The 18,201-nt window shown below is 43.4% G+C and carries 10 protein-coding genes; 9 read left to right on the top strand and 1 reads right to left on the bottom strand.

Annotated features, from left to right (window positions below; genetic code table 11):
- Nucleotides 1–29 precede the first annotated feature (29 nt).
- The 8 genes from NSQ66_RS10885 (at nucleotide 30) to NSQ66_RS10920 (ending at nucleotide 14,569) form a co-directional block, all read left to right on the top strand.
- Nucleotides 30–1,868 (top strand): sensor histidine kinase, encoded by a 1,839-nt coding sequence (locus NSQ66_RS10885; protein WP_179089304.1) that lies wholly within the window; start codon nucleotides 30–32, stop codon nucleotides 1,866–1,868.
- Entirely contained in the window at nucleotides 1,843–3,417 is a 1,575-nt protein-coding gene (locus tag NSQ66_RS10890; RefSeq protein ID WP_076214319.1) for a response regulator transcription factor, read from the top strand. The genes NSQ66_RS10885 and NSQ66_RS10890 overlap by 26 nt, the downstream gene beginning before the upstream one ends.
- A 281-nt stretch (nucleotides 3,418–3,698) precedes the next feature.
- Nucleotides 3,699–4,628 carry an ABC transporter permease subunit gene (locus NSQ66_RS10895; RefSeq protein ID WP_076100799.1) on the top strand — a complete coding sequence of 310 codons (930 nt, stop codon included), beginning with the start codon at nucleotides 3,699–3,701 and terminating at the stop codon, nucleotides 4,626–4,628.
- Between the two features lie 18 nt (nucleotides 4,629–4,646).
- On the top strand, nucleotides 4,647–5,570 hold the full coding sequence (locus NSQ66_RS10900; RefSeq protein WP_076214321.1) for a carbohydrate ABC transporter permease: 924 nt from the start codon (nucleotides 4,647–4,649) through the stop codon (nucleotides 5,568–5,570).
- Between the two features lie 85 nt (nucleotides 5,571–5,655).
- Nucleotides 5,656–7,173 carry an ABC transporter substrate-binding protein gene (locus tag NSQ66_RS10905; RefSeq protein ID WP_038569959.1) on the top strand — a complete coding sequence of 506 codons (1,518 nt, stop codon included), beginning with the start codon at nucleotides 5,656–5,658 and terminating at the stop codon, nucleotides 7,171–7,173.
- A 122-nt stretch (nucleotides 7,174–7,295) separates the two neighbouring features.
- Nucleotides 7,296–8,615 (top strand): glycoside hydrolase family 125 protein, encoded by a 1,320-nt coding sequence (locus tag NSQ66_RS10910; RefSeq protein WP_038569961.1) that lies wholly within the window; start codon nucleotides 7,296–7,298, stop codon nucleotides 8,613–8,615.
- Nucleotides 8,612–11,746, top strand: coding sequence for a beta-galactosidase (locus NSQ66_RS10915; protein WP_076140970.1), 3,135 nt, complete (start codon nucleotides 8,612–8,614; stop codon nucleotides 11,744–11,746). The genes NSQ66_RS10910 and NSQ66_RS10915 overlap by 4 nt, the downstream gene beginning before the upstream one ends.
- Before the next feature lie 63 nt (nucleotides 11,747–11,809).
- Complete coding sequence (locus NSQ66_RS10920; protein WP_076140971.1) at nucleotides 11,810–14,569, top strand: alpha-mannosidase; 2,760 nt, start codon at nucleotides 11,810–11,812, stop codon at nucleotides 14,567–14,569.
- A gap of 70 nt (nucleotides 14,570–14,639) precedes the next feature.
- Here NSQ66_RS10920 and NSQ66_RS10925 read toward each other — a convergent pair whose 3' ends face one another.
- Nucleotides 14,640–15,077 (bottom strand): MarR family transcriptional regulator, encoded by a 438-nt coding sequence (locus NSQ66_RS10925; RefSeq protein WP_052097458.1) that lies wholly within the window; start codon nucleotides 15,075–15,077, stop codon nucleotides 14,640–14,642.
- Nucleotides 15,078–15,334: 257 nt separating this feature from the next.
- Between NSQ66_RS10925 and uvrA the strand changes: the two genes are divergently transcribed.
- Entirely contained in the window at nucleotides 15,335–17,839 is a 2,505-nt protein-coding gene (uvrA, locus tag NSQ66_RS10930) for an excinuclease ABC subunit UvrA (protein ID WP_076140972.1), read from the top strand.
- Nucleotides 17,840–18,201 lie beyond the last annotated feature (362 nt).

An 18,201-nucleotide genomic window follows, 5' to 3' on the forward strand; every position in this document is an offset into this window, starting at 1 on the left:
AGGTGATATTCAGAAAGAAGGTGGCTTTGTTGAATGTAAAGAAATTTTATCAAAACCATTTGCAGAAAAAACTGTTCAATAAAATATTAGCTATATACTCTTCAATCATCATAATTACGTTAATAGCCTCATCCATTACCGTATATAAATACTATGAACAGACGATCACTCGCCAACATGTAGATGCCAATCGGGAGGTGCTGGATTATGTAAGTTTGTATATGAATCAGCAGTACGAAAGCATCCAAGTAGCCATCCAGCAAATTTATAGCGATGCCTCTGTCAGTGAGGATTTGTCCTACTTTTTGCAACATGATTATGGGGATTATCTTAAATACCGTTTAGATCAATATGCAGACATAGGGAGCTCCGTTCCTCATACGTTCGATACTTATTTCAAAACCTATTTGAATCAGAAAAATGGGATTTATGACGTTATTTTGTACAGCACAGAGAAAGAATTTTATTATTTATATAAAAATAATACCCGACAATTCTATTTGAGCGACATGGACGGTCCTAAGCAAAAATTATCCTTACCGAAGAATGGCTGGGTCTCGCATGAAACCAAATTAGTGCTTAAGGAAATAAGAGAAGACAATAACAATTTGTATACAATGACTAGGGAAATTAAAGATCCGATTACATTGAAAACGATCGGTATGCTCATAGTAGATTTTGACGCAGAACTTATTTCAAAATGGCTTGGCACAAAAGTTGCAGAAAATAATGGTCAATTGTTGGTCTTAACCCCAAGCGGTGACGTTATATATGATTCATTGGGAAGGTATATGGGACAGCGATATCCACATATCGATGCGCTTCATGCCGATGGCTGGACAACACTGGATGAGATCTCCAAGGTTAACTTAAATACAACGAACAGCTCAGGTCTTATTATGGCAGGAATCATTCAGAAGTCACAGGTCAACAACGAAATGAAAACGGTTCGAACTTGGATTATCGGGATTACCACAGCGCTTATTATTACTGCAATGTCTTTTACATACGGAATTATTTTACGTTTCTCTAAAAAAGTGAAGATCATTGTCAAATCTATGAAGCGCTTACAGGAAGGTGATTTGAGCACACGTATTCACCTTAATCGAGAAGATGAATTGCAGCTAATTGCCAACAATTTTAACTATATGTGTGAAAGACTAGAACTCTATATTAACAAAGTGTATATTTCGGAGCTTACCCAGAAAAATGCTGAGCTAGTTGCACTTCAATCACAGATTAATCCACATTTTTTATATAACACACTTGAGGCGATTAGGATGCGGGCAATTACGCAAGGAGCGAAGGATGTAGGTCAGATGATTTACATTTTATCGACATTATTTCGAACGATGATTAAGAAAAGTATGGTCGTTACAATATCTGATGAGATTGAATATTGTAATTTGTATCTGGAGTTGTTCCAGATTAGACATAAAGATAGGCTCCAAATCGAATCACAAATAAGTCCAGCTGCCATGAATTGTTCTATCGTTAAATTGCTTATTCAACCGGTTATTGAAAATTATATTGTTCACGGATTTAGACCTGACCGTTTTGGCAATCTCATCCGTATTGAAGTTACTGAATCTGGCGGGGAAATTCAAATTGCTATAAGTGATAACGGAAATGGAATTACTCCCAGCAAGCTAACAGAGCTACAGCAAATGCTTCAAGTCAGTATGAGAATGGATGAACCTCCTTCTTCGGTAGGCCTATGTAATGTGAATGAACGAATTAAACTTTATTATGGGACTGAATATGGATTGACGATCGCTAGTGAAGTAAATAAAGGAACAATAGTCATCATGAATATACCAGTAGTAAGGGAGAGTACTAATAATGCACAATATACTTATCGTGGATGATGAACCTCTTATTCTTGAAGGATTACGTTCAGTGATTGAATGGGAAAAATATGGATTGAGAATCGCGGGACAAGCGTCTAATGGGGAAGAAGCTTTAGAATTTCTACGCAATCATGATGAAGGGATCGACATATTAATTACTGACATTACGATGCCAAAACTTACGGGACTTGAACTGATTCAACAAATAAAGGTTTTTGATTCAAAAATGAGATTTATTATCTTGAGCGGCTATGAGCAATTTGAGTATTTAAAAGCTGGAATGAGTCTAGGCATTGAAAATTATATTCTCAAACCCATTAATATAAATGAATTGGAATCAACCATTGAACAAATTGTTGAAGTGCTGAATCAAGAGGATGTTGAACAATTTCATGCTAAAGAGGATTGGCAAGTTCTGCGCAACAATATTCTAAACCGCTGGGTAACTGGCAATATAGGTAGGCAGGAGCTACAGCACCGTTCAAAAGTCTTAAATATCTCACTGGACTGTTCATTTTTTACGGTGGCTGCGATTCGGCTTATCACCGAACAGGATGACGATGAGGGGCAGGATAAACTCCACAGGAATCTGCTTATGGATGAATGTTATCGTATCGCTGTGAAGTCATTAGAGCAACTTGGAACCGTTATTGTATTTATAGATATGGAAGGTGATCTTGTTCTTATTATTGCTGAGCGGGCTGAAGCTGAGAACAAAGAAGAGCTTTATTGTGTACTGGAACGAGTACAATATGAGACTATGCATGAGTTGGAGAAGTCTGTCTGGATAACGATAGGAAGTAAGGAGCATGCTTTTCAGGAAGTCCCAAAAAGTTATAAAAAGGCGAAGAGTTTATATGTTGATCATCTAATGCTACCTGGCTACCCGATTATAGATGCGGAACAACTGTCAAAGATGGTTCTGCACGAGGAGAAGCTCGAAATTGATTATGAGGAATTCACCAAATTATTATTATCTGGAGACCGTGAAGCTACGAACCAGTTTATCGCAGAAACGTTCGAAAAGCTGTTTGGCTGTGGCATGATTACCCGTATTGATAATTACAACGTAGCGATTGAGTTAATGTTGATTGCCAAGAAAATGGAGAAAAACTCTAATTTTAGTGCCGTGTTTAATCCATTGCTGCGCATACATACTATTGAGCAATTGGTGCACCATGTGCAGGAAAGTGTGAAAGAAACACTGGACCAATTATCGTTAGTAAGTGATGAGCTCAGTCCGAATATGAGATATATGGTTGATCAAGTAAGCAAACACTATAGAGAAGAGCTATCCCTGAAAACGCTCAGTCAGCGTATGGAAATGCATCCTAATTACTTGGGACAGCTATTTCAGAAGGAAATGGGCCGTAGTTTCTCTGATTATGTTAATCAATTTCGAATTGAAAAGGCAAGACAATTGCTGCTACAAACTACGTTACTAACCAACGAAATTGCAGCTGAAGTAGGGTATCCGGATCCAGCATATTTCTATCGCCAGTTCAAAAAATCAGTAGGTGTATCGCCAACAGAGCTTCGGAATATGTACAAAAAAGCAAAATCCTAAAATAAAGGAAATGTTCCTGGCTATCCACGTTCAAGTACGGGTTTCATGGACGCTGATAACGAGAATGTTTCCTTTTTTTTGCTCAAATTTAAGGGGAAATAGACTTTTTAAATGTCCTTTCTGCTGTGGATCTTTAATTTTTACATCTGATTCTGGAGTTTTTCAACTTTATGAAACCGCTTTTATGGCGCAGAATTAAGGGTAGTTAAAGGGGCGAGGGAAAAAGATCGAAGGGATATATAGGGGTTGTTTGGGGATAGAGAGAAGGGGGATGTGGAATAATGCCTGCATTTTTCAAAAGTCTAATTAAGGATAAGGTACTCTGGTTTATGGTATTACCAGGGACATTATGGTTCCTGATCTTTTGCTACTTACCGATGTTTGGAACAGTAATTGCATTCAAGGATTTCAAGATTCATCGGGATGGATTCTTTGCAAGCGTTTTAAATAGTAAGTGGGTTGGCCTTGAAAATTTCAACTTTTTGTTCTCGACGGAGGACGCCTATATCATTACAAGAAATACGATTCTTTATAACTTGGCGTTGATCTCTCTCGGTTTAGTTCTTGCGGTGGGCATTGCGATCACCTTAAATGAACTTGTGAACAAACGGACGGCTAAAGTTTATCAAACGGCGATGTTTATGCCGTACTTCCTTTCTTGGGTCATTATTAGTTTCTTTACCTTCAGCTTTCTGAGTGTAGATAAAGGAATATTGAATCAAGTGGTTGTTTACTTCGGAGGCGATCCTATTTCCTGGTATGGGGATACTCGCTTTTGGCCATATATCCTAATTTTCATGGGGATTTGGAAATCAATTGGTTATTCAAGTGTTGTTTACTTAGCGGCTATAGCGGGTATCGACAAGTCCTACTATGAAGCGGCTATGATTGATGGGGCCAGCAAATGGCAGCAGATTAAGTTTATTACACTTCCTTTGCTTAAACCTTTAATGGTAACGCTAACGATTTTAGCGATTGGTGGTATTTTTAGATCAGACTTCGGTTTATTCTATCAAATCCCTCGGGATTCAGGTGTTCTATACTCCGTAACGAATGTTATCGATACTTATATTTATCGAAGCATGAGTACGACAGGTAATCTAGGAATGAGTACAGCGGCGGGTCTATATCAATCGATTGTTGGATTTATCATGGTGCTTGTAACGAATTCTATTGTGAAAAAGATCAGCAAAGAGAATGCGATATTCTAGAAAGGAGTTAGTGATGTTATGGCAGTATTCAAACGTAAGCCAAAAGAAATCGACAACAACGCCATTACTCCTCTATGGAATGTGGTACTCAATATTATAATTGGCATCTTCGCTTTTACTTGTGTGTTTCCGTTCTTGTTTGTCATAGCCATTTCTTTTACAGATGAGAAAGTACTTGCTCTAAATGGATTTAGCTTGTTACCCGAAAAATATAGTTTAGCAGCTTATCAGTTTGTTTTTAACACAGGTGATCAATTACTTCGTTCCTTTGGAGTTACTTTGATGGTTACTGTACTAGGTACGCTCATTAGTTTATTTCTAATAACAACTTATGCGTATGTTCTCTCTCGAAGATCATTTCGCTATCGTAATTATTTCAGCTTCTTCGCCTTCTTCACGATGTTATTCTCAGGCGGAATGGTTCCCAACTATATCGTGGCTACGCAGTTTTTACATTTGTACAACACGATATGGGCTTTGATATTGCCAATCGCGATGAATGCATTCTTTATTCTAGTAATGCGGACCTTCTTCCAGACTAGCGTACCTGATGCACTCATTGAGGCTGCCAAAATTGATGGGTCTGGTGAGTTTCGGACCTTCCTGCAAATTGTACTTCCAATCTCTTTACCGGGGATTGCAACGATTGGATTGTTCTGTACGCTGGGATATTGGAATGATTGGTTTAATGCCCTGCTGTATATAGATGATGCTAGTCTTGTTCCACTCCAAGCGATGCTGATGCGAATTCAGAATAATATGGAGTTTGTCATTCAGAACAGTATACAGATGGGATCAAGCTTTGAGATTGCTGCAACCTTGCCAACAGAAACCGTTCGTATGGCGATGGTTGTACTGGCAACCTTGCCTATAGCACTAGCGTATCCGTTCTTCCAAAAGTATTTTGTACAAGGTTTAACCGTGGGCTCTTTAAAGGAGTAACACTACTAAGATGTATTTATTCGAATCGCTAGGATAGGAATCGATATAAATAAAGCGTTCATTAATCTAAAGGGGGAAAATAGAAATGAAAATGAAAAAAGGCTTAACACTCGCTCTTGCAGGGACAATGCTTTTTTCTGGCCTTCTAGCTGGATGTGGTTCGAATAATAATACAAATGCTGCTAAAGAAACAAACAATTCAGCGGCAGCAGGGAATTCAGCAGGGAACACATCAGAATTAAAGCCATATGAGTTGAAGATGTATTTAATTGGTGGACCTCAAAAGGATTTGGATCTTGTCTTAAAAGAAGTTAATAAATATACCCAAGAAAAAATTAACGCGACGTTGAACATTACGATGTTCGATTGGGGCGATTACGATAAGAAGATGCAAGTCATCACCGCTTCTGGTGAGCCTTATGATATTGCCTTTACCTCTTCTTGGACAAATGACTTCCGTCGTAACGCTGCTAATGGTACGTTCTTGGGTCTGAATGATCTGCTAGATAAGTATGGTAAGGAAACGAAAGAAGTTTTGGACCCTCGTTTCTTAGAAGGAACTAAGATTAAAGGTGAGATCTATGGTGTTCCTGTAAATAAGGAGCTTGGACAGCAATGGGTATGGCGCTTCAATAAGAAATATGTTGATAAATACAACATGGACATTTCCAATATCCGTACATTGGATGATCTAGAGCCACTTCTTAAAACGATTAAAGAGAACGAGCCGGGTGATATTACACCGCTAGCTGTTCCTAAAGGCTTTAAACCATTTATGCCATTTGACTATGTACTAGGTGATGAGTTACCTATCGGGGTCTATATGGATTCCACAGATGGCAAGGTTGTTAATATTCTGGAGACACCTGAACTTGCAACATCGTTAGATACGATGCGTAGACTTTACACAGCAGGTTACTTACGCCCAGACGTTGCAACACTTGAAGGTATTGATAACATTAAGACGGGTAAATGGTTTGCCGATCGCGAAATTACACAACCATATGCAGAAAAAGGTTGGTCTCGTTCAGCAGGTTATGAAATTGTAACTTCGCCTATGCATGAGCCTTATGTATATACACAGTCCGCCGCAGGTTCGATGCACGCGATTTCCGTAACCTCAGGTGATCCTGAACGGGCTATGATGTTCTTGAATCTTTTGAATACAGATAAGTACTTACGCAATTTGCTCAACTATGGTATTGAAGGCACTCATTATAAGAAAATCTCCGACAATGTCATTGAAGATCTGCCAGCTATGCAAGATAGCTATGCAATGCCAGGCTTCACACTTGGAAACATGTTACTGACTTATCTGCATGCTGATGACCCTGCTGATAAATGGGATGCTTTTAAGAAGTTTAATGATTCTTCAAAAGAAGCCCCTACCTTCGGTTTTGCATTTGATCCTACACCTGTGAAAACAGAAGTAGCGGCTATCAACAACGTAACTAAAGAATTTATGCCAGCGCTATACACAGGTTCTGTTGATCCTAAAACATATCTGCCAAAAGCAGCGAAGAAATTTAAAGAAGCTGGACTTGATAAAGTCATTGCAGAAGTTCAAAAGCAACTTGATGAGTGGAACCAGACAAAGAAATAAGCTAATGAACGTAACACGCCTAAGATTAATCACTAAAGGTAACACAAATAGGATTAGTGGAGACGGGCAGCTATGCTGCCCGTCTCTCTATCTATCCCCATTTATTATGAAGGAGTGAGAATATGGAACAATTCCGACTTCCCACCATCTCTATGCCGAAGCTGACGCTTCCTCAAGCGGTTCAAGAAGTATTAAACGAAGCAGAGGAGAAGTTAGCTCATCGGCCGAAGCTATTGCAGCTCTTTAAGAATTGTTTCCCTAATACGCTTGAGACAACGACTAAGCTTATGGATGATGGAACAACGTTTGTGATTACAGGAGATATCCCGGCTTCTTGGTTGCGAGACTCTGTGGAGCAGGTTATGCACTACGTGCCCTTTGCTAAAAACGATCCCGATCTTCAGCGGATTATTGGCGGGTTAATTAAACGTCATATCGAGTATATTCATATCGATCCGTACGCCAATGCGTTTAATGAGACGGCGAATGATTGGCATTGGAGCACTAGCGATATTACGGAAATGTCCCCCTGGGTGTGGGAACGTAAATTCGAGATCGATTCTCTTTGTTTTTCCATGCGTCTGGCTTATGCCTATTGGAAAGAAACCGGAAAGGCTGATATATTCGACGCCGGATTTAAGGCAGCAATGGTCAAAATATTCAACCTGTTCAAAACTGAACAGCGCCATAGTGAATTATCTCCATACCGCTTTACGCGTAACAATGGGATTCCTGAAGATACACTGCGTAATAACGGCCTGGGTATGCCTGTTAATTACACGGGCATGGTCTGGTCCGGGTTCCGCTCGAGCGATGATGCTTGCGACTTCCATTACAACATTCCGGGGAATATGTTCGCTGTTGTTGCATTACGTCATATGCAGGAATTCGCTGAATGGGTATTCCGTGATCTTGAATTTCTGGAACAGCTTAAAGCATTAGAAGCTGAGATTGATCACGGAATTCAATTGTATGGCATTTATCGTCATCCAAAATTCGGTCCAATCTACGCCTACGAGACCGATGGTTATGGCAACTACTGCTTGATGGATGATGCGGGAACACCAGGACTCATGTCGATTCCTTATCTCGGCTATGTTACCGCAGAGGATGAAATTTATCAGAATACGAGACGATTTGCTCTGAGCAAGGAGAATCCTTTTTATTTTGAAGGAACCGCAGCGAAGGGAATCGGCAGTCCGCATACTCCCAAAGACTACATCTGGCATATGGCATTATCGATGCAAGGTTTGACGGCTTCCACTAAGGAGGAAAAGTTGGAGATGCTTGCGATGTTAGAAGCTACAGATGCGGATACTGGCTTTATGCATGAGGGATTCCATGTTGATGATCCGAATACGTTCACTAGAAAATGGTTCGCCTGGTCCAATAGCCTGTTCTCCCAACTTGTCTATAAAACGATGAAGGAAGGACTACTATGAGCAGCCCGAGCAGACCTGTAATCATATTTTATGATTCTGATTTTCCAATTTCCAGTCCCATTCCTAGCGATGCGATTACATCCATGAGTGAGTTCGGATCTATTGTAAATGAGAATCAGCTTGCAGAAACGCTTCGCGAAACGGAAGGCGGCTGTTTCATCAATCTGCATGCACCCTATTTCCCGAAAACGGCCTGGATAGCCATTCTTGAATACCTGCAAAGAGAAGGCGGGCTGATTAGCATTGGAGGCGCACCCTTCAAACAACCTGTTCGTTGGGAAAATGGCCAATGGCATGTGGAAGCGGAGCAGACTTCCTATCATCAGGAGCTGTATATTCATGAGGCACTTCATGTTGAATGCTCACGCAACCATTCATTGCTTGCCTCGGATGTCATTCCTCTGCTTAAGGGTCAAGAATCTCTTTTTCTAACGAGTGCGAATACATGGAACCTCGTGCCACATACGACAAAGACGAGTGATTTACCACATCAAATGGGCTCTGCAGGTCCAATGAGCACACGGATTTACCCGCTATTAAAAGGAGTTACACTCGAGGGTCGGGAAATTTCTGCGCCAGTAGTTCTTTGGGAGAATACGAGCGGTTTATTTGCAGGCTCACGCTGGCTGTTCGTAAATACACCTGCAACAGCTTCTTTTTGGGAGCAAAAAGGTCCTTTCGCGATATCCAATTGGGCTCGTTTCTGCAGCAAGGGTGTAACGGAAATGTGGGTTAAGCCCAATTACGCGTCTTATGAATTAGGAGAACGTGCTTCCCTAACCCTTCAGATTCAGCAGCTTGAACGAGTGAGACCTTCTATGCGTAATGAAGATACATGGAATTTCACAATTCATGTAGAGCATGAATCAGATACCTCTTTGAAGTGGTCTCAGAGTTTGGAAATGAAGGCGAATGCTGAACTAAACATGGTGCGTCTGCCTATTCCTTTGGAGATAAGTAGGGGCCTCTACCAGATTGTCTGTGAAGCAGAAGCCAGTGATGGTGAGGTTCGCATTCTGCGCCAAGGGTTCTGGGGTCATGCTCCTGAGCTGCTGGCAGCAGGCAATCCGGTAACGAGCGGCAGAGATTACTTTATAAAAGATGGGCGTCCGCTACCAGTGGTCGGCATGACTTATATGGCGAGTGATGTGGCGCGGAAATTTCTATTTCTACCGAACGTGGGAGTTTGGGACCGTGATATGGGCCAGATGCGGAAGGCCGGGATTAACTGGATCCGTACAGGGATCTGGACAGCTTATCGCAATGTGATGCAAGACGATGGACATGTCTCGGAAGAAGTATTGCGGGCGATCGACGCCTTCATCATGACGGCGAAGAAGCATGATCTTCAAGTGACTTTCACGTTCTTCTCCTTCACACCGGAAACGTGGGGAGGGGTAAATCCTTATCTGGACCCACAAAGTGTGGAAGCTCAGAAGCGGTTCATTTGGTCTATTGTATCTCGTCATAAAGATTCTTCGAATGTAGATTGGGATCTTATTAATGAACCGTCGATGTTTGATCCGGCACGTATTTTTTCGGACGGCCCGAGTTCATGCCATGATCGTTTTGAGCGACAAGCCTTTATGGAATGGCTACAAGAAAGACATGGTGTAATCGACGTGCTGCAGGAACGCTGGAATATGACACCTGCACAGCTTCCGAACTTTGCATCTGCAGGGCTGCCAGAAGCAAAAGAGATTAACTTCGACGTACAAGACATGCACAGTGCTAAGAGGGGAACACGCTGGTTGGATTATTGTTTGTTCTCTATGGAGATGCATAACCGTTGGGTGAAACAATTATACGACGCCATTAAGGAGCAATGTCCAGCTCAGATGGTTACGGTTGGTCAGGATGAGGGACTAGGAGCGCAGCGACCTTCGCCGTTCTTCTACGAGGAGGCGGTGGATTACACCACTGTTCATTCCTGGTGGTTTAATGATTATCTGGTGTGGGATGGCATCTTTGCCAAGACGCCTAATAAGCCAAACCTAATTCAGGAGACTGGCGTCATGTATGTAGAAACTCCAGATGGCCGAGCCAAACGTTCAGAACAAGAGCTGCAGAATTTGCTGGAACGCAAGTATGCTTACGCTTTTGGAACGGCAGGTGCGGGGGCTATTCACTGGATCTGGAATACGAATTTCTATATGGATAATGCGAATGAGTCCCATATCGGAGCACTGAGAGCAGATGGAACCGAGAAGCCTGAGGCAGGCGTATCTTATGATTTCGGGAAGTTTATAGAAGGTATCCGTGATATATTTGGTGATCGGAAATTGGAAGAGATTGCGGTGGTGTTCCCTTATTCGAATGATTTCTCTAATCGGAAGTTGGCTTTTGCTGCTACAACAGAGCTTACCCGCATTCTGTCTTATGAGCTCAAGATGTCTTTTCGGGGGGCTTCCGAATACCATCTAGATGATTTGGAGAAGAACCCTGCGAAACTGATTATACTGCCAAGCGCGCATAACTTCGCTGATGCAGCAATGGAACGGTTGTTACACATTGTTGAAGAGACAGGAGCGGTATTGCTTGCCACTGGACCGTTAGGCATTGATGCCTATTGGCGTTCTTCGGATCGGTTGAGTGATATCCTTGGCAAACGTGAATTGCGTAATGTGCGCCGCGAAGAAGTGCTTATGCTTCAAGGTCAAGTCCTGCCTGTCTCTTTCGGCCACCGCCGGATAGCTGAGGTGACAAAGGAAACGATCATTCAAGAAACTGGTGGAAGTTCAACTATAGAGACTGTCGTGAACCTTCCGCTTGGCAAGGGTCGACTCCTATGGAGCCCACTGCCAGTTGAATTGAGTGAGCGTAGGGATACTACGGCTGCACTTTACCGCTACGCGGTTAATGCTGCTTTTGTGGAATGTGATTTTGAATGGATTAGTGGTGGGGACTTAGCGGGTATCTACGGACGGAAATTGAGCTTTGCTACGGGTGCGCTTTTTACCTTCGTGTCGGAATATGCCCAAGATGCAAAGATCGAGGTGAAGGATTCAGCCACTGGCCGAACCTATTCGTTCGTGTTAGAACAGGAACGTTCTGTTCTCTTTGCTACGGATAGTAAAGGAGACTTGCTTGGTGTTTATCGCCCGCAGGAAGTCGAGATCCATGTAAATTAACCACATCTTCTATATTAAGCATCTTGGTAGAGAGAACGCATTGCATATAAGGAGGTCTTCACTTTGGAAAGTTCAAATCAATCTATTAAACCTCAGACTGCCCATATCATTTCCCATACACACTGGGATCGGGAATGGTATCTTCCCTATGAGAAACATCATGTACGCTTAGTAAAACTGGTTGATGAATTACTGAACCGGTTGGATGAGGATAACGAATTTAAGAGTTTCTATCTGGATGGACAGACGATTATTCTGGATGATTATCTTCAGGTACGTCCCGAAAATCAAGAGCGGCTGCAGAAATATATTACGGAAGGTCGCCTTCTAATAGGACCTTGGTATATTTTGCAGGATGCGTTCCTTACTAGTGGGGAGGCCAATGTTCGTAATATGCAGATTGGCCATCAGGATTCGAAGCGTTACGGGGAACCCTCCAAAATCGGTTATTTTCCGGACACCTTTGGTCTAGTCGGCCAGACTCCACAATTAATGCGGCAATCCGGCATCAATAATGCCTTTTTTGGAAGAGGTGTGAAGCCCACTGGATTCAATAATACGGTGTCAGATGGAGGTTACGAATCCTCATTCTCGGAGCTGATTTGGGAAGGTCCTGATGGATCAAAAGTGCTCGGCATCCTATTTGTTAATTGGTATTCTAACGGAAACGAAGTGCCTGTAAATGAAGCAGAAGCCAAAGTGTTCTGGGAGAAAAAGCTGGCAGATGCGCGGAAGTTTGCCTCTACAGGTGAGCTGCTGTTCATGAATGGTTGCGATCATCAGCCGGCTCAACTGGATTTGCCAGAGGCTATCGAAACTGCGAAGCGGTTGTATCCAGATATGGAGTTCATTCATTCGAACTTTCCTGATTACCTTAAGGCCGTAGAGGGTGTAATGGATCGCAGCAATCTGTCGACTGTAAAGGGCGAACTGCGGAGCCAGCATACTGATGGATGGGGTACGTTAGTGAATACCGCGTCTGCGCGTGTCTATTTGAAACAGATGAATCAGGAAGGGCAAATCTTGCTTGAAAAGGTGGCCGAGCCACTTGCTTCGTTCGCACATTTACTGGGCAAAGAGTACCCCCATCATCTGTTCACCTATGCATGGAAGACATTAATGCAGAATCATCCGCATGATAGCATTTGTGGATGCAGCGTGGATGAGGTACACCGTGAGATGGTCACCCGTTTTGACAAAAGCCGTCATGTGGCAGAGACCATTGTTGAGGGTAGTAAACGAGAGATTGCAGAAGCTGTGGATACGACCGGGTTTACAGCATATGGTGAAGACGTGCTTCCACTAGTTGCGATGAATATGACGGGTTGGAGTCGCACGGGTACTGTGAGCGTAGAACTTGATGTGGCGCGTCTATATTTGCGAGAAGGGTTCTCTCTGGAAGAAACGGCTAGCCGTATGACCGGAATTGACTTGCACGATCGTGTGTTAGTAGACGATCAAGGGAATGATATTGCCTGCCAGATGGAGGACTTAGGGCTTCAGTTTGGTTATGATTTGCCAGATGACAAGTTCCGTCAGCCGTATATGTGCCGCCGGGTAAGACTTACCTTTGAAGCCGTAGAAGTTCCTGCGCTAGGTCTTCGTTCATATGCTTGGGTTCGCCGGGCAGATGCAAAACTGCCAATAGCCGCTGAATCTTTGCTACAAGGAGATCGGGTGCTGGAAAATGACGTTATCAAGGTAGTTATTAATGATGATGGTTCGTTTATGCTAAGTGACAAAACTAGTGGAGTGACCTATCAAGATCTTGGCGTATATGAAAACACCGGGGATATCGGCAATGAATATATGTACAAACAGCCAGAGGCCGAACAAGCTCTGACGACTAAAGGACTAAAGGCTAATATTTGTGTACTGGAAAATACATCGTTTCGCGCCGCTATAGAAATTAAGCATGACTGGGAGATTCCAGCTTCGGCAGATGATAAGCTGGATGAGGAGCAGCGTGCACTGGTTTACTATCCGGAGCGCAAAGCTCAGCGCAGTAGTGACACAGTCATTCTAAAACTTCGTACTGTAATCACCTTGGAGCGGGGCGGAAAGGGATTGCATATCGAAACGACAATAGAAAACCAGGCCAAAGATCACCGGATTCGTATACTGTTTCCGACAGATTTGAACGCTGCTACGCATCGTGTAGATTCGATGTTCGAGGTTGCTGAGCGGAATATTGAACCCGCCACAGAATGGAAGAATCCGAGTAACACGCAACATCAGCAAGCCTTTGTTGATATTAGTGATGGGAAAGCGGGTCTAACCGTCGCTAATTTTGGATTAAATGAATATGAAGTGCTGCGAGATGGGCGTAACACTATTGCGATTACACTGCTACGTTCTGTTGGTGAACTTGGTGACTGGGGGCTATTCCCTACTCCAGAAGCGCAGTGTCTTGGAGAGCACGTTGTTCGTATGGAGCTAATCCCGCACACAGGTGAGGGTATAACTTCTGGTGCTTATGCTGAAGCTTACCAATTCCAGGTTCCGTGGATTGTATGCCAGACAGATGTACATGCAGGAGTAGTTGCGCCGGTTTATACTCCATTCGATTGGGAGAGTAAGGAACTCGCATTTTCTTCACTAAAAATGAACGAGCAGACTGGAGACTTGCTGCTGCGTTGGTATAACATGAGTCAGCAGAACACCAACCTGTCCTTCCGTTCAAGTATTCCGCAGCAGTATTTCTATAAAACGACGATCCTAGAAGAGGAGAGCCACCCTGTCTCTAGTGATGAGAAAGAGAAAGGAAGCTTTGACTTACAGATCGGTCCATGCGAAATTGTAACGATTGGTATTAGAAAATAAATGAAAAAGGACGGTATCCAGAGAGTCGTATGACTTTTGGATATCGTCCTTTTTTGTATAAATAAGTATCTTAGGAAGAAGATTTGCCGCGCGCAGTGGATCCAAGATGATCAATCTGCTCTTCTAGAACCGCACTTGCTTTGCCTAAAAACTGCGAAATAAGGGCGAGCTCTTCATCCGTATAAGAAGCTGCGAGCTTAACCATGGCGGTATGGAGCGGTTGGTACGTATTAATGACATCATCTTTATTCTCATATAATGGCACAATAATCACTTTACGGCGGTCATTCGGGTCATTTTGTCTGCGGACATAGCCATTTTTTTCGAGCCGGTCTATTAATGCTGTAACACTTCCGGTGGTCAGACCGGTTAATTTAGACAGTTCTCCGGCAGTGATCGGACCTTTCTCCCGTAGAATATCTATAGATAAGAAATCATTATTGTATAACCCAAGTGAGGCGGCTACATTTTGTTGGTACAATACCGTTCGGTTTCCCAAACTGCGCATAAGCAAGGTGAATTGTTCCTGCTCTGGTGTAGGTTGTTCGTGGCTTGACAAAAGATAACGCTCCTTTTAAAATAATTATATCTTGATAGTCAAGATATTAGATTATAAAGTTATTTGAAAATTTTGTGATTTATCAAATACATTCTATCGAAATTAGGAATGTTTTGCAAAATAATTGCAATACAACAACTTTGGGCAACCATATGGATAGAAGATATAACTACGAACCAGTGGGTTGAAATGAGAGGGGAATAGATGTGAAAGAGACTATTGTTATTAAAGGTGCAAGTGAGAATAATCTGAAAAATGTCTCGCTCACGATTCCTAAGTATAAGCTAGTTGTCCTGACAGGACCTTCGGGATCAGGCAAATCGACGCTAGCTATGGATACACTACAGCGGGAATGCCAAAGACAGTATTTGGATTCCATGGGCATGACGTCAGATACGATCAGTAAACCAAAGGTGGAGTCTATTATTGGACTATCTCCGTCCATTAGTGTTGGACAACATGTCACCAATCGTAATCCCCGTTCGACAGTCGGGACTGTCACTGACATCTATACGTTTGTCCGGTTTATCTTTTCCAGATTAGGCGAGCAGGTTTGCCCTTCCTGTAGTGGCAGCATCCCACCTTCTTTTGAAGCGAGGGGATTGCTGATCGAGGAAGACGAGGAAATGGATGGTCAGACGATGGGTTGTCCACATTGCGGAGCAGAGCTTGAGAAGCTGGGTATGTCCCACTTCTCTTTTAATAAACCGGAGGGAGCTTGTGAAGCCTGCGGTGGTGTTGGATCTGTGGCAACTATAAATGAAGCGGCGGTGTTTAATCCAGAGCTTAGTATGCGTGAGGGTGGGGTTGCCTCGCTGAATGGTGTTCATCGTGATATACAGATGCGTATATTATTGGCCGCTGGCAAGCATTTTGGCTTTGAGTTTGACCCGGATCAGCCCTTAAAAGATTACGGTGAAATTCAGCGCGACTTGTTGTATTACGGAGTGGAAAGTGAGGCGTTTAAGCGCCATTTTCCCAATGTTAAGCCGATTCAAGGCACCAAATTTGAAGGCGTCATTCCTGGTTTGTGGCGGCGTTACAAGGAGAAGGAAGGAGAAGCTGGTACACAGGAAAAAGACGGCGGATTTTTTCATGAGCAGCAATGCCCGGAATGTCTTGGCGCTCGTTTAAAAAACGAAGTTCGTCTCGTACGGGTAGCTGGCGTATCGATTACGGAGGTATCGGATTGGTCATTAAGCGATGTTTACGAGTGGACGAAAGGCTTAGAGGCGGCTTTGCCCGCCGAGGGACTTCATCTGCTTGAACCCATCCTTCACGATATGCCTACCCGACTAAAAAGGATTATCGATGTTGGTCTAGGTTATCTTTCTATGAACCGTCAGACGGTCTCCTTATCTGGTGGAGAGGCACAGCGGCTGCGCCTTGCCTCATTGCTGGGGTCAGGTCTGACTGGAGTGTTATACATTCTAGATGAACCGACGACCGGGCTTCATCCGCGGGATACTGTTGGCCTCATTCGTGTGCTTCAGGAGTTACGCGATTTGGGGAATACGGTGCTCGTTATCGAGCATGATATTGAGATGATGCGCGCTGCCGATCATATTATTGATATGGGTCCGGGTGCTGGTCTGGACGGCGGGCAAGTTGTTGGCGAGGGCAGCATTGAGGACTTGATGGCAAGCGAGACTTCCGTTACGGGAGTCTATCTTAGAGAAGAGCGTCATAAGACTGCTGCATATGTTCGCCGGAAAGGTGACGGAAAACAGATCACCATCCGACAGGCTCAATACCGGAACATTGAGATCCCGGAGGTTACATTTCCTCTAGGTTGTCTAGTTTCTGTAACTGGGGTTTCGGGTTCAGGCAAGTCGACGCTAGTCTTTGATATTCTTGCGCAAGGTAGTGCGAAAGAACATGAGCAAACAGGCTGTGCGGAGATTGCAGGCTTAGATCAGGTTGGAAATATAGTGATTTTTGACCAATCGCCCATGGGGAGGATGTTGCGTTCTAATGTAGCGACATATACAGATGTTTTCACACATCTGCGCCAGCTGTTTGCTGCATTGCCGGAGGCGAAAAAAAGAAAACTGACCTCCAAGCATTTTTCCTTTAACACACCGGGTGGACGCTGCGAAACCTGTCAGGGTCTTGGGGTGCTGACTGTAGACATGAATTTCTTACCCGATTTGGAGGTTAAATGCCACGTTTGCAAGGGGAGAAGATTTACGGATGAGGTTCTCCAGGTGAAATATGATGGATATTCCATCTCGGATCTGCTGGACATGTCCGTGCAGGAAAGCTTGCCAATTCTTAAGTCGGAAGCCAAAATGGCGGGGATAATCGAGACGTTGTGTGAGGTGGGTCTCGGTTACCTTAAATGGGGACAATCTGTCAAAACCTTATCCGGTGGTGAAGGGCAACGGATTAGACTGGCTAAAGAGTTGAGCAAACCTTCCAAAAACCATACGCTCTATCTGCTCGACGAACCAACAACAGGCCTTCATCCGTCAGACATCAGGCAGCTCCATACCTTATTGAGCAAATTGGTTGATACGGGAAATACGGTCGTGGTTGTGGAGCACAGCTTAGAGTTGATTCGGGAGTCCGACTGGGTGATTGACATTGGCCCTGAAGGTGGCGTTGTGGGCGGTAAGCTTGTAGCTGAAGGTACACCGGAGCAGGTTGCTGAAGTGCGGGAATCCTACACAGGGATGTTCCTGAAACGGATTCTGGCTGAGGGGCTATAATCAAAAAAAGAGGTGTCCAAAAGCCATGAAAATGGCTAGGACACCTCCTTTTTTTGAACTTAAACCAACCACTGCTCTCAACTCTAAACTTCGTCTGAACGTTTGAACCGATCCCATTCACGCGTACTTAACACTTTCGGAATAACAGATGAATTTACACGTACGTAGCACATTAGGATTAACAGATGAATTTACACGTATGTAGCACTATAGGATTAGCAGATGATCATGAGTCGATGGTGTTTGATCCGCAGATGATTAGGATACGGTAGCAACAGACAGCGAATGACTAAGATACGGTAACATCACACAGTAAAAGAGCAGGATACGGTAGCATCACTCAGCGAATGACCAAGACACGG

Source organism: Paenibacillus sp. FSL H3-0329, assembly GCF_037963285.1.
Lineage (GTDB): Bacteria > Bacillota > Bacilli > Paenibacillales > Paenibacillaceae > Paenibacillus_AQ > Paenibacillus_AQ odorifer.

What these genes read in the sequence shown, in the direction of transcription:
- NSQ66_RS10900 (WP_076214321.1), top strand. Translation starts at nt 4,647, where the DNA reads ATGGCAGTATTCAAACGTAAGCCAAAAGAAATCGACAACAACGCCATT.
- NSQ66_RS10925 (WP_052097458.1), bottom strand. Translation starts at nt 15,077, where the DNA reads ATGCGCAGTTTGGGAAACCGAACGGTATTGTACCAACAAAATGTAGCC.
- NSQ66_RS10910 (WP_038569961.1), top strand. Translation starts at nt 7,296, where the DNA reads ATGGAACAATTCCGACTTCCCACCATCTCTATGCCGAAGCTGACGCTT.
- NSQ66_RS10895 (WP_076100799.1), top strand. Translation starts at nt 3,699, where the DNA reads ATGCCTGCATTTTTCAAAAGTCTAATTAAGGATAAGGTACTCTGGTTT.
- NSQ66_RS10905 (WP_038569959.1), top strand. Translation starts at nt 5,656, where the DNA reads ATGAAAATGAAAAAAGGCTTAACACTCGCTCTTGCAGGGACAATGCTT.
- NSQ66_RS10890 (WP_076214319.1), top strand. Translation starts at nt 1,843, where the DNA reads ATGCACAATATACTTATCGTGGATGATGAACCTCTTATTCTTGAAGGA.
- NSQ66_RS10915 (WP_076140970.1), top strand. Translation starts at nt 8,612, where the DNA reads ATGAGCAGCCCGAGCAGACCTGTAATCATATTTTATGATTCTGATTTT.